A 14,608-nucleotide genomic window follows, 5' to 3' on the forward strand; every position below is an offset into this window, starting at 1 on the left:
GGCAAGCCCGCTCCCACAGGGGAATGCATTCCAACTGTGGGAGCGGGCTTGCCCGCGATGAGGCCAGTACGGCTGGTAGAGATTCCAGCCTTAGTTGAACTCATCCCCAACCGGATACCGGCTGTCATTCAAGCTCTCTTTGATCTTGCGCAGATGCGGCTGGAAATCCACGCCACGGCGCAAGGTCATGCCGGTCGCCAGCACGTCCAGTACCGTCAACTGAATGATCCGCGAGGTCATCGGCATATAGATGTCGGTATCTTCCGGCAACGGAATATTCAGGCTCACCGTACTGGCCTTGGCCAGCGGTGAGTTCTCGGCAGTCACGCCCAGCACCGAAGCACCGTTGCTGCGGGCGATACGCGCCACTTCCACCAACTCGCGGGTACGCCCGGTGTAGGAAATAATCACGAACAGCTCGCCCGTATGCGCCACCGAAGCGATCATGCGCTGCATCAGCACGTCCGCGTGGGCGGTGACCGACAGGTTGAAGCGGAAGAACTTGTGCAGCGCATCCATGGCCACCGGCGCTGAAGCGCCAAGGCCGAAGAAGTGGATCTGCCGCGCCTGGATCAACAGGTCCACGGCCTTGCTGATCAGGTTCGGGTCCAGCGCCTGGCAAGCGCTGTCCAGGGAGGCAATGGCGCTGCCAAAGATCTTCTGCGTGTAGGCCTCAGGGTTATCATCGGCTTCCACGGCGCGGCTGACGTACGCCGCGCCACTGGCCAGGCTTTGCGCCAGTTGCAGTTTCAGTTCAGGGTAGCCGCTGACGCCGAACGAGCGGCAGAAGCGGTTGACCGTCGGTTCACTGACCGAGGCGGCTTGGGCGAGGGCGGCGATAGAGAAGCGGGTCGCCTGCTGTGGGTTGAGCAGGATGACCTCGGCGACTTTTTTCTCGGCCTTGTTCAATTCTTCGAGGCGGTTCCGGATCTGTTCCAGAAGATTTCGCACGCGGTCCATTCAGTCTTTCCTTCGGGCGACGATGCAAATAAAAGGTGGCAACCAATCGATCAGTGGTCTTTTGCGGTGGCCTATCCTACTGAGGGTAGCTGAACACCACCACTCGGAATGCGTATTTCGGGAAAATGTTGTGGTTATTACTACATTTTTCCTTGAGTGATGCCTTGAAAAAAGGTATTTGTAGCTTAACTTGATAAAAGAACAAACATCATGCCTTCGATAACCGTAGAACCCTGCACCTTTGCCCTGTTTGGCGCCTTGGGTGATCTGGCGCTGCGCAAGTTATTTCCTGCCCTCTATCAACTCGATGGCGCCGGGCTCTTGCACGACGACACCCGCATCCTGGCCCTGGCCCGTGAAGCCGGGACCGAGCAACAGCACCTGGCCCATATCGAAAAAGAACTGCGCAACTACGTCGGCAAGGAACTGGACGAGACCATCGCCCAGCGTTTCCTGGCGCGCCTGACCTACGTTCACGTGGACTTCAAGAACGCTGACGACTACCTCGCCCTGGCGGAAAAAGTCGGCAGCGAGCAACGCCTGATCGCCTACTTCGCCACCCCGGCGGCGGTGTACGGCGCGATCTGCGAAAACCTGGCCAAGGCTGGCCTGGCGGAAAACACCCGCGTCGTGCTGGAAAAACCCATCGGCTCGGACCTGGAATCCTCGCGCAAGGTCAACGACGCCGTGGCGCAGTTCTTCCCGGAGAACCGCACCTACCGCATCGACCACTACCTGGGCAAAGAAACCGTCCAGAACCTGATCGCCCTGCGTTTCGCCAACAGCCTGTTCGAAACCCAGTGGAACCAGAACTACATCTCCCACGTGGAAATCACCGTGGCCGAGCAGGTCGGTATCGAAGGTCGTTGGGGCTATTTCGACAAGGCCGGCCAGTTGCGGGACATGATCCAGAACCACCTGCTGCAACTGCTTTGCCTGATCGCCATGGACCCGCCGGCCGACTTGTCCGCCGACAGTATCCGTGACGAGAAGGTCAAGGTGCTCAAGGCCCTGGCGCCCATCAGCCCGGAAGGCCTGACCACCCAGGTGGTGCGCGGCCAGTACATCGCCGGCTACAGCGCGGGCAAGCCGGTGCCGGGTTACCTGGAAGAAGAGAATTCCAACACCCAGAGCGACACCGAAACTTTCGTCGCCCTGCGTGCCGATATCCGCAACTGGCGTTGGGCCGGCGTGCCGTTCTACCTGCGGACCGGCAAGCGCATGCCGCAAAAGCTGTCGCAGATCGTCATCCACTTCAAGGAACCGTCCCACTACATCTTTGCCCCCGAGCAGCGCTTGCAGATCAGCAACAAACTGATCATCCGCCTGCAACCGGACGAAGGTATTTCCTTGCGCGTGATGACCAAGGAGCAAGGTCTGGACAAGGGCATGCAACTGCGCAGCGGCCCGCTGCAACTGAATTTTTCCGACACCTATCGCAGCGCGCGGATTCCCGATGCCTACGAGCGGTTGTTGCTGGAAGTGATGCGCGGCAACCAGAACCTGTTTGTGCGCAAAGATGAAATCGAAGCCGCGTGGAAGTGGTGTGACCAGTTGATCGCCGGCTGGAAAAAATCCGGCGATGCGCCCAAGCCGTACGCGGCGGGTTCCTGGGGGCCGATGAGCTCCATTGCACTGATTACGCGGGATGGGAGGTCGTGGTATGGCGATATCTGATTTGAAACTGCCCCAGGGCGTCACGCCCCATGAGTACCGCACGCCGGTGCTGTTGGCGGAAGGCCTGGCCAATGACGTGGCCGAGCAATTGCGCGCGGCCATCAGTGCCCGTGGCGAAGCGACGTTGGTGGTGTCCGGTGGCCGTAGCCCCGTGGCATTTTTCCAGCACCTGGCCAAGCAGGGCCTGGACTGGTCCAAGGTGACCATCACCCTGGCCGACGAACGCTGGGTGCCGGTGGAACACGCCGACAGCAACGCGGGCCTGTTGAAGCAGCACCTGCTGCAAGGCCCGGCGGCCAAGGCCAAGTTCCTCAGCCTCTACAGCGCTGCGGCCAACCTGGAAGACGCTGCCTTGCAGGCCGATCGCCTGCTGGCTGAATTGCCGGCGATTGACGTGCTGGTGCTGGGCATGGGCGATGACGGTCACACCGCGTCGCTGTTCCCCAACAGCCCGAACCTGGCCGAAGCCTTGAAGCCCGACGGTACCCGCCGTTGCTGGCCGATGCTGGCGCCGACCGTGCCACACCAGCGCCTGACCATGAGTCGCGCACTGCTGGCCACGGCGACCTACACCGTGCTGTCGATTTCCGGCAGTTCGAAATTGACCACCTTGAGCGCCGCGCTGGCCAGTGACGACGTTGCTGCCATGCCGATTCGCGCGTTTTTGCAACCTACATTAGAGATTTACTGGTGCCCATGAGCCAAGGATCAGCCGCTATGAAAAGCCCTCAACCGACCGTGTCCATGGCGGATAAAGTTGCCTTGATCGACAGCCTCTGCGCCAAGGCGCGGATCCTGCCGGTGATCACCATCGCCCGCGAACAGGACATCCTGCCGCTGGCCGATGCCCTGGCAGCCGGTGGTTTGACCGCATTGGAAGTGACCCTGCGTTCCGAGTTCGGCCTCAAGGCCATTCAGGTCCTGCGCGAGCAGCGCCCTGAACTGTGCACCGGTGCCGGCACCGTGCTGGATCGCCATATGCTCGAAGCGGCCGAAGTGGCCGGTTCGCAATTCATCGTCACCCCAGGCATCACCCGCGACCTGCTGGAAGCCTCGGTCCACAGCCCGATCCCGCTGCTGCCCGGCATCAGCAATGCGTCCGGGATCATGGAAGGTTATGGCCTGGGTTATCGCCGCTTCAAGCTGTTCCCGGCCGAAGTCAGCGGCGGCGTCGCGGCGATCAAGGCCCTCGGCGGCCCGTTCGGCGAAGTGAAATTCTGCCCGACTGGCGGCGTTGGCCCGGCCAATATCAAGAGCTACATGGCGTTGAAAAACGTGATGTGCGTGGGCGGTAGCTGGATGCTTGATCCTGAGTGGATCAAGAACGGCGACTGGGCACGTATCCAGGAAGTCACCGCCGAGGCGCTGGCGCTGCTGGACTGATTTGTCGAATCGTTGTTGCTGTGCTTAACGGCATTTTTGGCGGTGCACTTGGTCGGTGTACCGCTTTTTTTTGCCTGAAAATTACCGCTAAGCAACTGTGGGAATGATCAATGTGGGAGCTGGCTTGCCTGCGATGGCGGTCTGTCAGCCAATACAAGGGTGACTGAGCTACCGCTATCGCAGGCAAGCCAGCTCCCACAGTTTTAATCGGTGTTCAGTTCGGTGATGGCGTTGACCAAGACATTGATATCCGCCGCCGAAGTGACCAACCCTGGCGTCACCCTTATGCAGGTGCCAAACGCCGCGCCCACTCGGGTGGTGGTGAACAGGTCGTACTCCTTGAGCAAACGATCTGCCATCACCTGCTGATCCCGCCCGACAAACTTGAACGCCGTAATCCCGCAATACAGCCGTGGATCATCCGACGTCAGCACCTCGATTCCCGCCAACGGCCGCACCTGGCTCACCCACAGGTCCCGCAGGTAATTGACCCGCGCACCTTTGGCCGCCGAGCCGCCCAAGGCACGATGCTCCTCAAACACCAGCGGCAACGTCATCAGCGCCGGAAAGTTCGGCGTGCTGTAGGACGTGCGTGCGCGTACGTCGCTGATGGGGTAGTGAAACTCGCCCATGTCCGGGTCGATGTCGGCCAGGCGCTCGGGCGCGATGTACAGAAAGCCCAGGGTCAGCGGCGCGCCGATCCATTTATGCAGGTTGAAACCGGCGAATTGAATGCCCAGTTCGGCGAGGTTGAAGTCGATCTGGCCCAGGGCGTGGGCGCCATCGAGGATTACGTCCACGCCATGTTCACGCGCGGCCTTGGCAATCGCTGCAACGGGCATCACCAGGCCGGTGCGATGGGTGACGTGGGTCAGCGCCATCAGCTTTAAACGCGGGTACTGGGCGAACGCATCACGATAAGTCTGCACCAGGCTGTCGAAACTGGCCGGGTGTGCGTGGGATAGTTCGATCACCTCCACACCGCGAACGCCCGCCAACCAGCGCATGGCGCCTTTGACCGTGTCGTACTCCAGGTCACTGATCAACACCTGGTCACCCGGTTGCAGGCGGTTGTAGTTGCGGATCAGCGACTGCAAGGCTTCGGTGGCGTTGCGGGTGAAGGCCACGGACTCTGGGTCGGCATTGATCAGCTCGGCCAGTTGGCGGCGGATCTCGAGGTTTTCGCCCTGCTCGAAGCGCTGGCGTACATACAGCGAGTTGCTGCGGTTGATAAACGCCACATGCTCCAGGTACTGCGCGCGCACGACGCGGCTCATACGGCCGAAGTAGCCGTTTTCCAGGTTGATCGGCCCGGGCTCCAGCTCATAGCGCTGGGCAACGGTGTGCCAGTGGTGTTCGTTATCGGCATTCCTTGGCATGGCAGGGCTCTTAATGGCGAGGGGCGGGTTTGCCGTGTTTGGCGCGCAGCGGTTCGAGCAATTCGGCGAGGCCGTTGCTGTCGATTTCCTGCATCAGGGCCAGCAGCCCCCCCAGCTCGCCGTGGGGGAACCCTTCACGGGCAAACCAGTTCAAGTAGGGGCCGGGCAGGTCGGCGATGATCCGCCCTTTGTACTTGCCGAAGGGCATTTGGCGGGTGATCAGCAGTTCGAGTTTTTCGGGGTTCATGGGACTTCAGACGATTGAGTCGAGACCCTGGAAAATACAGGCATTCTGCATGAAGGCCAATTGACAGATCATGCAAATAACGTACATACAGATGGTTCAATTTATCGTAACTAATTGAAAATTAAGACTAATTTGTTTTTTGAAAACCTGGCACGGGCGCTGCAACCATTAAGACAACCTTCTAACCCGTACAAGGAATTGAAAAATGACTGACATCAATAAAGAATCGATCTCCGTACTGAACGACCTGATCGAGACCAGCATCGACGGCCAAAAGGGTTTCAAGGAGTGCGCTGAAGATATCAAGCACCCAGAACTCAAAGCCCTGTTTGCCAAGCGTTCCGCCGATTGCGCCACTGCCGCCGCCGAGCTGAAAACCGCCGTGCGTGCCTTGGGTGGTGATCCGGAAGATTCCGGCAGCGTTGCCGGCGCACTGCACCGTGGCTGGGTCGACGTGAAGTCGATGCTCACCGGTAAAGATGAAGAGGCTGTCCTGAACGAAGCCGAGCGCGGTGAAGACCACGCGTTGAAGGCTTACAAGGAAGCGATCGAGAAGATCAACAAGCACAACCTGCTGGGCATTCGTGACCTGGTTGAGCGTCAGTACCACGGCGTCCAACGCAACCACGACCAGGTGAAGGCACTGCGTAACCAGGCTCGCGCGCAGTCGTAAGCCTTACCCGGTAACAAATGTGGGAGCGGGCTTGCCCGCGATAGCGATCGATCAGTCAATACACCTGTGACTGACAAACCGCCATCGCGGGCAAGCCCGCTCCCACATTTGGTTTTGTATGAATCTTTGGATCGAGATCAGCCAATGCTGATCGGCGGCAATTCAGTCAGCGTCACCACCTGCTGCTTACGTGGCGCCAGGATCTCTGCTTCGCCATCCACCACCAACTCATCCCGCTGGTTGAACACGCGAGTGGCAATGCGCACACGGAACTTCGGCAGTTTTTCGAGGATTTCCAGGCGCACGGTCAGGGTGTCGCCAATTTTTACCGGCTTCTGGAAGCTCATCTGCTGGCCGATATAGATAGTGCCCGGCCCAGGCAGTTCGCAGGCCACGGCCGCGCTGATCAGGGCGCCGCTGAACATGCCGTGGGCGATACGCTCCTTGAACATGGTCGCCTTGGCGAACTCGGCGTCCAGGTGCACCGGGTTGTGGTCACCGGACATCGCGGCGAACAGCTGGATATCGCGCTCTTCCACCAATTTGCTGTAGCTGGCGGTCTGGCCGACTTCGAGGGCTTCGTACGGGGTGTTGGTTACCTGGGTCATCTAAAGGTGCATCCTGTGGCTAATCGGTCATTTAATCGGCTGATTTTAAAGCAAAAATTACTCGCAGCGGGCCGGCCTGTGCAGGGTCAGGGCCTGGTCGAGCCACGTCAGCACATCCGCGGTGACTTCCTCGCGGTTGGTTTCGTTGAACACTTCATGGCGCGCCTGCGGGTAAATCGTCAGCTGTACCTGCTGGCAGCCGGCCTCGCGCAGGGCGTTGGCCAGGCCTGTGAGACGCTTGCCCTCACTCACCGGATCACATTCGCCGCCGGTCACCAGGATCGGCAGGCCCGGATCGATCTGCGCGAGATTGGACGCTTTACTGATCTGCTGCAAGCCGCCGAGCAGGTCGATCCACAGCTGGTTGGTGCAGCGGAAACCGCAGAGTGGGTCGTTGATGTACTTGTCCACCTCATCCGGGTCGCGGCTGAGCCAGTCGAAGGCGGTGCGGTTGGGCTTGAACGCTTTGTTGAATGAACCGAACGACAGGAACTCGATCAGCGCACTGCGCCCGCGCAAGCCCTGGCGCGCCCGCTCGATGCGCGCGATCAGCCGCGCGGCACGGTACAGCGCCACTGGCTGGAAATTCGAACCGCTGAGAATCGCCCCGTCCAGGCTGGCACTGTGGTGCAACAGGTAGGCCTGGGCGATATAGCTGCCCATGCTGTGCCCCAGCAGGATGATCGGCAGGCCCGGCTGCTGCTGGCCGATGTGCTGGTTGAGGCTGGCGAGATCGCCCACCACTTTGTTCCAGCCATCTTTTTCGGCGTACAGGCCCAGGGTGCCTTCGTCGGCGGTGCGGCCGTGGCCGCGCTGGTCCAGCGCATACAGGCCGTAGCCCGCCGCACACAAGGCCGCCGCCAGGTGCGCATAACGCCCGCTGTGCTCGGCCATGCCGTGGGACAGCATGATCATCGCCTTGGCCTGGCCTTCCGGCAGCCATTGATTGACGTACAGGCGGCTGCGGTCATTCGCGGTCAGCCAGAAGGTGCTGTGGTTCATGGCGCTTCCTTTGCTCGGGGTCGATGCAGTGTATAGCTCATCGGTGGAGGGGCGGGGTATCTGCCTACGCGTCAGGGGCAAGATTCATACAATCAATGACAGGGTTTGGCATATTTGCCAGTTTGGCCATAACTGCTAACGTCCCCCAAGCTCCGCTTTATATAGCACTGCAAAAGCGGCCGGACACACTCAGGTAAGAGGACAAGAATAATGCAACCTGATTTCTGGAATGACAAACGCGCCGCAGGCGTCCCCAATGACATCGACCTCACGGCCTACAAGTCGGTGATCGAAGTCTTCGAACGTTCCTGCAAGGCCTTTGCCGACCGTCCGGCGTTCAGCAACATGGGCATCACCCTCACGTATGCCGAGCTGGAGCGCCAGAGCGCGGCGTTCGCCGGCTACCTGCAACAGCACACCGACCTCAAGCCTGGCGAGCGCATCGCCGTGCAGATGCCCAACGTCCTGCATTACCCGATTGCCGTGTTCGGCGCCTTGCGCGCCGGGCTGATCGTGGTCAACACCAACCCGCTGTATACCCCGCGCGAGATGCGCCACCAGTTCAAGGACGCCGGTGTGCGTGCCCTGGTCTACCTCAACCTGTTCGGTTCGCGGGTGCAGGAGGTGTGCGGCGACACCGAGATCGACTACCTGATCGAAGCCAAGATGGGCGACTTCATGCCCGCCGCCAAAGGCTGGCTGATCAACACCGTGGTGGACAAGGTGAAGAAGATGGTCCCGGCCTACAGCCTGCCGCGGGCCGTTTCGTTCAAGCGTGCCTTGCGCATGGGCGCAGGCCTTGGCGTGACCCGTCATCCGGTGACCCTGGATGATATCGCCGTGCTGCAATACACCGGCGGCACCACCGGTTTGGCCAAGGGCGCGATGCTCACCCACGGCAACCTGGTGGCGAACATGCAGCAGGCGCGGGCGTGCATGTCCCAGGTCACCGACGACGGCCAGCCCCTGGTGCGCGAAGGGCAGGAAGTGATGATCGCGCCGCTGCCGCTGTACCACATCTATGCATTCACGGCGAACTGCATGTGCATGATGGTCACCGGCAACCACAACGTGCTGATCACCAACCCCAGGGACATCGGCGGCTTTATCAAGGAGTTGAAGAAGTGGCGGTTCTCCTGCCTGCTGGGGTTGAACACGTTGTTTGTGGCGCTGATGGACCACCCGGACTTCAAGACCCTGGATTTCTCCCACCTGAAGATCACCAACTCCGGCGGCACGGCACTGGTCAAGGCCACGGCTGAGCGTTGGAAGGCGCTGACGGGCTGTTCCATCGGCGAAGGCTACGGGCTGACGGAAACTTCTCCGGTCGCCAGCACCAACCCCTACGGCAGCCAATCGCGGCTGGGCACCGTGGGCATCCCGGTGCCGGGCACGGCGATGAAAGTAATCGATGATGAAGGCCGCGAGCTGCCCCTGGGCGAGCGCGGCGAGCTGTGCATCAAGGGCCCGCAGGTGATGAAGGGTTACTGGCAGCAGCCGGTCGCCACCGCCGAGACCCTTGACGCCGAAGGCTGGCTCAAGACCGGTGACATTGCGGTGATCGACACCGATGGCTTTGTGAGCATTGTCGACCGCAAGAAAGACCTGATCATCGTGTCGGGCTTCAACGTGTACCCCAACGAGATCGAAGACGTGGTGATGGCGCACCCGGCGGTGGCCAACTGCGCGGTGATCGGCGTGCCGGACGAGCGCACGGGGGAGGCCGTGAAGCTGTTCGTGGTGGCGCGCGCCCAGGGCGTGAGCCTTGAGGAATTGAAGGCGTACTGCAAGACCAACTTCACCGGGTACAAAGTGCCCAAGCATATTGTGTTGCGTGAGTCGTTGCCGATGACGCCTGTAGGGAAAATCTTGCGACGGGAACTGCGCGACATCGCCTGATGTGAAATGCGCTAAACAATGTGGGAGCTGGCTTGCCTGCGATAACGGTGTTTCAGTCACTGGATGTATCGACTGATGGACCGCTATCGCAGGCAAGCCAGCTCCCACATTGTCTTTTGTTGCCCTGGAAAGTGCATTCCAGAGCCTTTTGCAGGGGTATTTCAGGGTTGTTTATAGTGTGACCAAATATTGTAGGACAGTCGCGAATATGACTGTGGGGCCCGCGTTTGGCTCTAGGCGGCCCTTGGCAAAGCTGCTACTCTCGGCGCGCTTTGTGACGTCTCGGCCTGCTTGAAAGCGCCAGATTCACCTAAAAAAACATACACCAATAATAATCGCATCAAATGCGATGATGAATTCGCGTCGCTGAGGAGTGGGCTTCCATGAACGAAGACTTTTGGAAGGATAAGTACCCCGCCGGGATTGCTCCAGAGATCAATCCAGACGAGTATCCAAATATTCAGGCGGTACTGAAGCAGTCCTGCCAGCGCTTCGCCAACAAACCGGCTTTCAGCAACCTGGGCAAGACAATCACCTACGGTGAGTTGTACGAATTGTCCGGCGCGTTCGCCGCGTATCTGCAACAGCACACCGACTTGAAGCCCGGCGATCGCATCGCCGTGCAGTTGCCCAACGTCCTGCAATACCCGGTCGCCGTCTTCGGTGCCATCCGGGCTGGCCTGATCGTGGTCAACACCAACCCGCTGTACACCGCGCGGGAAATGGAACACCAATTCAACGACTCCGGCGCCAAGGCCCTGGTCTGCCTGGCCAACATGGCGCACCTGGCCGAAAAAGTCGTGCCCAAGACCGCCGTCAAGCACGTGATCGTCACCGAAGTCGCCGACCTGTTGCCGCCGCTCAAGCGCTTGCTGATCAACAGCGTGATCAAGTACGTGAAGAAGATGGTCCCGGCCTATCACCTGCCAGACGCGATCAAGTTCAACGACGTGCTGGCCAAGGGGCACGGCCAACCGGTCAGCGACGCCAGCCCGGCGAGCGGCGATGTCGCGGTCCTGCAATACACCGGCGGCACCACCGGCGTGGCCAAGGGCGCGATGCTCACCCACCGCAACCTCGTCGCCAACATGCTGCAATGCAAGGCGCTGATGGGCTCCAACCTCAATGAGGGCTGCGAGATCCTGATCACGCCGCTGCCGCTGTACCACATCTATGCGTTCACCTTTCATTGCATGGCGATGATGCTGATCGGCAACCACAACATCCTGATCAGCAACCCGCGCGACCTGCCGGCGATGGTCAAGGAACTGTCGAAGTGGAAGTTCAGCGGCTTTGTCGGCCTGAACACGCTGTTCGTGGCGTTGTGCAACAACGAGGCGTTCCGCAAGCTGGACTTCTCGGCGCTGAAAGTCACCCTGTCGGGCGGCATGGCCCTGCAACTGGCGGCCGCCGAGCGTTGGAAGGCCGTGACCGGTTGTGGCATCTGCGAAGGCTACGGCATGACCGAAACCAGCCCGGTGGCCACCGTGAACCCGATCCAGCATATCCAGGTCGGCACCATCGGCATTCCCGTGCCGTCCACCGTGTGCAAGGTCATCGCCGATGATGGCAGCGAGTTGCCGCTGGGCGAAACCGGCGAGCTGTGCGTGAAGGGCCCGCAGGTGATGAAGGGCTACTGGCAGCGCCAGGACGCCACCGACGAGATGCTCGACAGCGAAGGCTGGTTGAAGACCGGCGACATCGCGATCATCCAGCCGGACGGCTACATGCGCATCGTCGACCGCAAGAAGGACATGATCCTGGTCTCGGGCTTCAACGTGTACCCCAATGAGCTGGAAGACGTGCTGGCCGGCCTGCCGGGCGTGCTGCAATGCGCGGCCATCGGTGTGCCGGACGAGAAGTCCGGTGAGATCATCAAGATCTTCATCGTGGTCAAGCCGGGCGCCACCTTGACCAAGGACCAGGTGATGGAGCATATGCGCGCCAACGTCACCGCCTACAAGGTGCCCAAGCTCGTGGAATTCCGCGATGCCTTGCCGACGACCAACGTGGGCAAGATCCTGCGTCGTGAGTTGCGTGATGAAGAGTTGAAGAAGCTCGGTCTCAAGAAGTAACCCAATAAAAAACCCCGCGAATGCGGGGTTTTTTATTGCCTGCTGATTCCCGGGATTGGATTGGAATGCAATCCCATGTGGGAGCTGGCTTGCCTGCGATAGCGGTATATCAGTCACTTCTTCAGAGACTGACCCACCGCTATCGCAGGCAAGCCAGCTCCCACACAAGCCAATCTGCCACAGATTTTGGGCCGGGTTTTTACAGGGCAAACTGCGCGAAGCTGATGCCCGCACCCGCCGGCCGCACATCCTTCAGGAACGAATCCTTATCCGCGCTCAACTCCAGGGTGATCTCCGGCTTGCGCTTGTTCGCATTGCGCACCACCAAGCCTTCGATGTGCTCACGCAGGAACACGGTCGGCACCTTCAGGTGCAGCAACTGGTCAGTCTCGGCGTTGTGCATCAACAGGTGGATCCACTCGTACTGGCCCACGCCGATACGCACCACCGGCAGGTCGAACCACCAGATGTTGCGTCGGCTGTCCAGGTCAGTGAAGTGGCAGTTGTTGACGCCGAGTACGGCACCGCCCAGTTCGGTGTTTCTGCGGGCGATGGCCTGTGCTTTATTGAGTTTCATAACCTTCCTACGGGATCTGTTATTCAGCGTTATAGCCTGAATGTGCCGGGCATTCTCGTGGGTTGGCCGCAAAACATAAAGCCAAACCTGCGCCTGGCGATGAAATGCCCATCGAAAAATAATTGAAACTCTGCCGGACAGCGCCGGGTCAATCTCTAGGTAATGACCAAAACCCTTGAATGTTCTATCGGAGAAATACCATGGGCAGCACAGCGGATAAGGCAAAAGGTTTGAAAGACGAAGCCGTCGGCAACATCAAGCAAGGCATCGGCAAAGTCACCGGCAACGACAAACTGCACGCTGAAGGCGTGGTGCAAGAAAAGAAAGGCCAGGTCGAAAAAGCCATTGGCGACACCAAGGACGCCGTCAAGAAAGCCGTCAAATAGGCGGGTACTTGAGCAGCGACAGCGGCCATCCACGGATGGCCGTTTTTTTGTCACCGGATGCAGTTAAAGTTTCGAAATTGTTTCAAGGTCGCCAAATAAGCTACCTTGTTGTAGAAAACGGCCCCTGAGTCGCCCTTGAACTCAATCTTTTTGCGGCGAAAGGAGACGCTATGATTTTTCCGGTCCTCAACGGCCTCAAGCTCCACAAAGTACTGGTGCGCACCGTCAAAGAGTTTGTCGATGACGAGATGTCCACCTACGCCTCGGCGTTGGCCTACCAGATGCTGTTCTCGCTGTTCCCCTTCCTGCTGTTCCTCATCGCCCTGATCGGTTTCCTGCACCTGCCCGACTTCTTCACCTGGCTGCGCTTGCAGTCGGAACTGGTGTTGCCGCCCCAGGCCCTGGAGCAGGTCAACCCGGTGATCGACCAGTTGCAGCAATCCAAGGGCGGCCTGCTCTCGGTAGGTATCGTGATTGCCCTGTGGACCGCATCGGCCGGCGTGCGCCTGATGATGAGCGCGATGAACGCCGCCTATGACGTGGTCGAAGGCCGGCCGATCTGGAAGCGCTTCCCGCTGTCGATTTTCTACACCGTCGGTATCGCCGGCATGTTGCTGGCCGCCGCCGCGCTGATGGTGCTCGGTCCGCAAGTGATGGAGTGGCTGGCCGGGCAGATCGGCATGCAGGAATTCGTGGTCACCCTGTGGACTATCCTGCGTTGGCCGCTGATCGTGGTCCTGCTGATGTTCGCCGTGGCCCTCATGTACTACGTGATGCCCGACGTGAAGCAGAAATTCCGCTTTATCACCCCAGGCTCGGTGTTGGCGGTGGTGGTGTGGATCGTCGCGTCCCTGGGTTTTGGCTACTACGTGAAAACCTTCGCCGACTACAACGCCATGTATGGCAGTATCGGTGCGATCATCGTGTTGCTGCTGTACTTCTATATTTCCGCCGCGGTGCTGTTGCTGGGGGCGGAGATGAATGCCGTGATCGAACACATGTCGGCCGAAGGCAAGGCGCCGGGGGCCAAGGATTTCGATGAGCCGCCGCAGGAAAAACAACACGTCTCGGGCCTTGGCCGGGACCATTCCAAGCCCACCACTGATGAAGTCTGATCGATGATCCGTGAAATCCTGAAAATGGGCGACGAGCGCCTGCTGCGCATCGCGCCACCGGTGCCGCCGGAGATGTTCGACAGCCCCGAGCTGTGGCAATTGATCGATGACATGTTCCAGACCATGGAACACGTCGGCGGTGTCGGCCTGGCCGCGCCGCAGATCGGTGTTGACCTGCAACTGGTGATCTTTGGTTTCGAGGCCAGCGAACGCTACCCGGACGCGCCGCCGGTGCCGCAGACCATCCTGATCAACCCGCTGATCACGCCGTTGAGTCCGGTGCTGGAAGAGGGCTTCGAGGGTTGCCTGTCCGTGCCTGGTCTGCGCGGGGCGGTGGACCGTTACCAGCAGATCCGTTACGAAGGTTTTGATCCCAAGGGTGAGCCCATCGTACGGGTTGCCGACGGGTTCCATGCGCGGGTGGTGCAGCATGAGTGCGATCACCTGATCGGGCGGTTGTACCCGTCGCGGATCACTGATTTCACCAAGTTTGGCTTTATCGAAGTGATGTTCCCCGACATGGACCCCACGGCCGACGCCTGATTTTCAGGTTCACTGAGATCAAAACTGTGGGAGCTGGCTTGCCTGCGATAGCGGTAGATCAGTCACTGAAGCTGTGACTGTCAG

15 protein-coding genes are annotated in these 14,608 nt (G+C 59.9%); 9 read left to right on the forward strand and 6 right to left on the reverse strand.

The window, feature by feature from the left end; all coding sequences use genetic code 11:
• Positions 1-90 precede the first annotated feature (90 nt).
• Complete coding sequence (locus tag B348_RS0108260) at positions 91-951, reverse strand: MurR/RpiR family transcriptional regulator (protein WP_177325322.1); 861 nt, start codon at positions 949-951, stop codon at positions 91-93.
• A 219-nt stretch (positions 952-1,170) separates the two neighbouring features.
• Here B348_RS0108260 and zwf point away from each other — a divergent pair, with 219 nt between their 5' ends.
• Genes zwf through B348_RS0108275 form a run of 3 tightly spaced genes read left to right on the forward strand, consistent with a single transcriptional unit; the run spans position 1,171 to position 4,020 of the window.
• Positions 1,171-2,637, forward strand: a complete 1,467-nt coding sequence (zwf, locus tag B348_RS0108265; RefSeq protein WP_017735660.1) for a glucose-6-phosphate dehydrogenase — start codon at positions 1,171-1,173, stop codon at positions 2,635-2,637.
• Positions 2,624-3,337: a 6-phosphogluconolactonase gene (gene pgl, locus B348_RS0108270; protein WP_026136659.1), complete on the forward strand. Its 714-nt coding sequence runs from the start codon at positions 2,624-2,626 to the stop codon at positions 3,335-3,337. The genes zwf and pgl overlap by 14 nt, the downstream gene beginning before the upstream one ends.
• A 17-nt stretch (positions 3,338-3,354) precedes the next feature.
• Positions 3,355-4,020: a bifunctional 4-hydroxy-2-oxoglutarate aldolase/2-dehydro-3-deoxy-phosphogluconate aldolase gene (locus B348_RS0108275; protein ID WP_017735662.1), complete on the forward strand. Its 666-nt coding sequence runs from the start codon at positions 3,355-3,357 to the stop codon at positions 4,018-4,020.
• Positions 4,021-4,223: 203 nt separating this feature from the next.
• Here B348_RS0108275 and B348_RS0108280 read toward each other — a convergent pair whose 3' ends face one another.
• Both B348_RS0108280 and B348_RS0108285 read right to left on the reverse strand, forming a co-directional pair.
• On the reverse strand, positions 4,224-5,399 hold the full coding sequence (locus tag B348_RS0108280; protein WP_017735663.1) for an aminotransferase class V-fold PLP-dependent enzyme: 1,176 nt from the start codon (positions 5,397-5,399) through the stop codon (positions 4,224-4,226).
• 10 nt (positions 5,400-5,409) lie between these two features.
• Positions 5,410-5,646 carry a DUF3820 family protein gene (locus B348_RS0108285; RefSeq protein ID WP_017735664.1) on the reverse strand — a complete coding sequence of 79 codons (237 nt, stop codon included), beginning with the start codon at positions 5,644-5,646 and terminating at the stop codon, positions 5,410-5,412.
• A gap of 205 nt (positions 5,647-5,851) precedes the next feature.
• Between B348_RS0108285 and B348_RS0108295 the strand changes: the two genes are divergently transcribed.
• A complete protein-coding gene (locus B348_RS0108295; protein WP_010208206.1) occupies positions 5,852-6,319 on the forward strand; it encodes a PA2169 family four-helix-bundle protein in 468 nt (155 codons plus the stop codon).
• A 137-nt stretch (positions 6,320-6,456) separates the two neighbouring features.
• On the opposite strand, the gene B348_RS0108300 is transcribed toward B348_RS0108295, so the two are convergent.
• A complete protein-coding gene (locus tag B348_RS0108300) occupies positions 6,457-6,927 on the reverse strand; it encodes a MaoC family dehydratase (RefSeq protein ID WP_017735665.1) in 471 nt (156 codons plus the stop codon).
• Positions 6,928-6,984: 57 nt separating this feature from the next.
• A complete protein-coding gene (locus B348_RS0108305) occupies positions 6,985-7,929 on the reverse strand; it encodes an alpha/beta hydrolase (RefSeq protein WP_017735666.1) in 945 nt (314 codons plus the stop codon).
• Between the two features lie 210 nt (positions 7,930-8,139).
• Here B348_RS0108305 and fadD2 point away from each other — a divergent pair, with 210 nt between their 5' ends.
• Positions 8,140-9,828: a long-chain-fatty-acid--CoA ligase FadD2 gene (gene fadD2 / locus B348_RS0108310; protein ID WP_017735667.1), complete on the forward strand. Its 1,689-nt coding sequence runs from the start codon at positions 8,140-8,142 to the stop codon at positions 9,826-9,828.
• Between the two features lie 383 nt (positions 9,829-10,211).
• Positions 10,212-11,903 (forward strand): long-chain-fatty-acid--CoA ligase FadD1, encoded by a 1,692-nt coding sequence (gene fadD1, locus B348_RS0108315; protein WP_017735668.1) that lies wholly within the window; start codon positions 10,212-10,214, stop codon positions 11,901-11,903.
• A gap of 199 nt (positions 11,904-12,102) precedes the next feature.
• On the opposite strand, the gene B348_RS0108320 is transcribed toward fadD1, so the two are convergent.
• The gene (locus B348_RS0108320; protein WP_017735669.1) at positions 12,103-12,480 is read right to left on the reverse strand and encodes a hypothetical protein; all 378 of its coding nucleotides are present in this window, start codon (positions 12,478-12,480) and stop codon (positions 12,103-12,105) included.
• 200 nt (positions 12,481-12,680) lie between these two features.
• On the opposite strand from B348_RS0108320, the gene B348_RS0108325 reads away from it, so the two are divergent.
• The 3 genes from B348_RS0108325 to def all read left to right on the forward strand — a co-directional run bounded on the left by B348_RS0108325 (position 12,681) and on the right by def (position 14,524).
• Positions 12,681-12,866 carry a CsbD family protein gene (locus B348_RS0108325; RefSeq protein WP_017735670.1) on the forward strand — a complete coding sequence of 62 codons (186 nt, stop codon included), beginning with the start codon at positions 12,681-12,683 and terminating at the stop codon, positions 12,864-12,866.
• Positions 12,867-13,036: 170 nt separating this feature from the next.
• Positions 13,037-13,981: a YihY/virulence factor BrkB family protein gene (locus tag B348_RS0108330; protein WP_017735671.1), complete on the forward strand. Its 945-nt coding sequence runs from the start codon at positions 13,037-13,039 to the stop codon at positions 13,979-13,981.
• Positions 13,982-13,984: 3 nt separating this feature from the next.
• Positions 13,985-14,524, forward strand: a complete 540-nt coding sequence (gene def, locus B348_RS0108335; RefSeq protein ID WP_017735672.1) for a peptide deformylase — start codon at positions 13,985-13,987, stop codon at positions 14,522-14,524.
• The last annotated feature ends 84 nt before the right edge of the window (positions 14,525-14,608 follow it).

It is taken from the genome of Pseudomonas sp. CBZ-4 (assembly GCF_000346755.1).
Lineage (GTDB): Bacteria > Pseudomonadota > Gammaproteobacteria > Pseudomonadales > Pseudomonadaceae > Aquipseudomonas.

Excerpts from the sequence above, each read along its gene's own strand:
- B348_RS0108330 (WP_017735671.1), top strand. The coding sequence starts at position 13,037 with ATGATTTTTCCGGTCCTCAACGGCCTCAAGCTCCACAAAGTACTGGTG.
- B348_RS0108295 (WP_010208206.1), top strand. The coding sequence starts at position 5,852 with ATGACTGACATCAATAAAGAATCGATCTCCGTACTGAACGACCTGATC.
- fadD2 (WP_017735667.1), top strand. The coding sequence starts at position 8,140 with ATGCAACCTGATTTCTGGAATGACAAACGCGCCGCAGGCGTCCCCAAT.
- B348_RS0108280 (WP_017735663.1), bottom strand. The coding sequence starts at position 5,399 with ATGCCAAGGAATGCCGATAACGAACACCACTGGCACACCGTTGCCCAG.
- B348_RS0108325 (WP_017735670.1), top strand. The coding sequence starts at position 12,681 with ATGGGCAGCACAGCGGATAAGGCAAAAGGTTTGAAAGACGAAGCCGTC.
- B348_RS0108300 (WP_017735665.1), bottom strand. The coding sequence starts at position 6,927 with ATGACCCAGGTAACCAACACCCCGTACGAAGCCCTCGAAGTCGGCCAG.
- fadD1 (WP_017735668.1), top strand. The coding sequence starts at position 10,212 with ATGAACGAAGACTTTTGGAAGGATAAGTACCCCGCCGGGATTGCTCCA.
- B348_RS0108285 (WP_017735664.1), bottom strand. The coding sequence starts at position 5,646 with ATGAACCCCGAAAAACTCGAACTGCTGATCACCCGCCAAATGCCCTTC.
- B348_RS0108320 (WP_017735669.1), bottom strand. The coding sequence starts at position 12,480 with ATGAAACTCAATAAAGCACAGGCCATCGCCCGCAGAAACACCGAACTG.
- zwf (WP_017735660.1), top strand. The coding sequence starts at position 1,171 with ATGCCTTCGATAACCGTAGAACCCTGCACCTTTGCCCTGTTTGGCGCC.
- def (WP_017735672.1), top strand. The coding sequence starts at position 13,985 with ATGATCCGTGAAATCCTGAAAATGGGCGACGAGCGCCTGCTGCGCATC.
- pgl (WP_026136659.1), top strand. The coding sequence starts at position 2,624 with ATGGCGATATCTGATTTGAAACTGCCCCAGGGCGTCACGCCCCATGAG.
- B348_RS0108305 (WP_017735666.1), bottom strand. The coding sequence starts at position 7,929 with ATGAACCACAGCACCTTCTGGCTGACCGCGAATGACCGCAGCCGCCTG.
- B348_RS0108275 (WP_017735662.1), top strand. The coding sequence starts at position 3,355 with ATGAAAAGCCCTCAACCGACCGTGTCCATGGCGGATAAAGTTGCCTTG.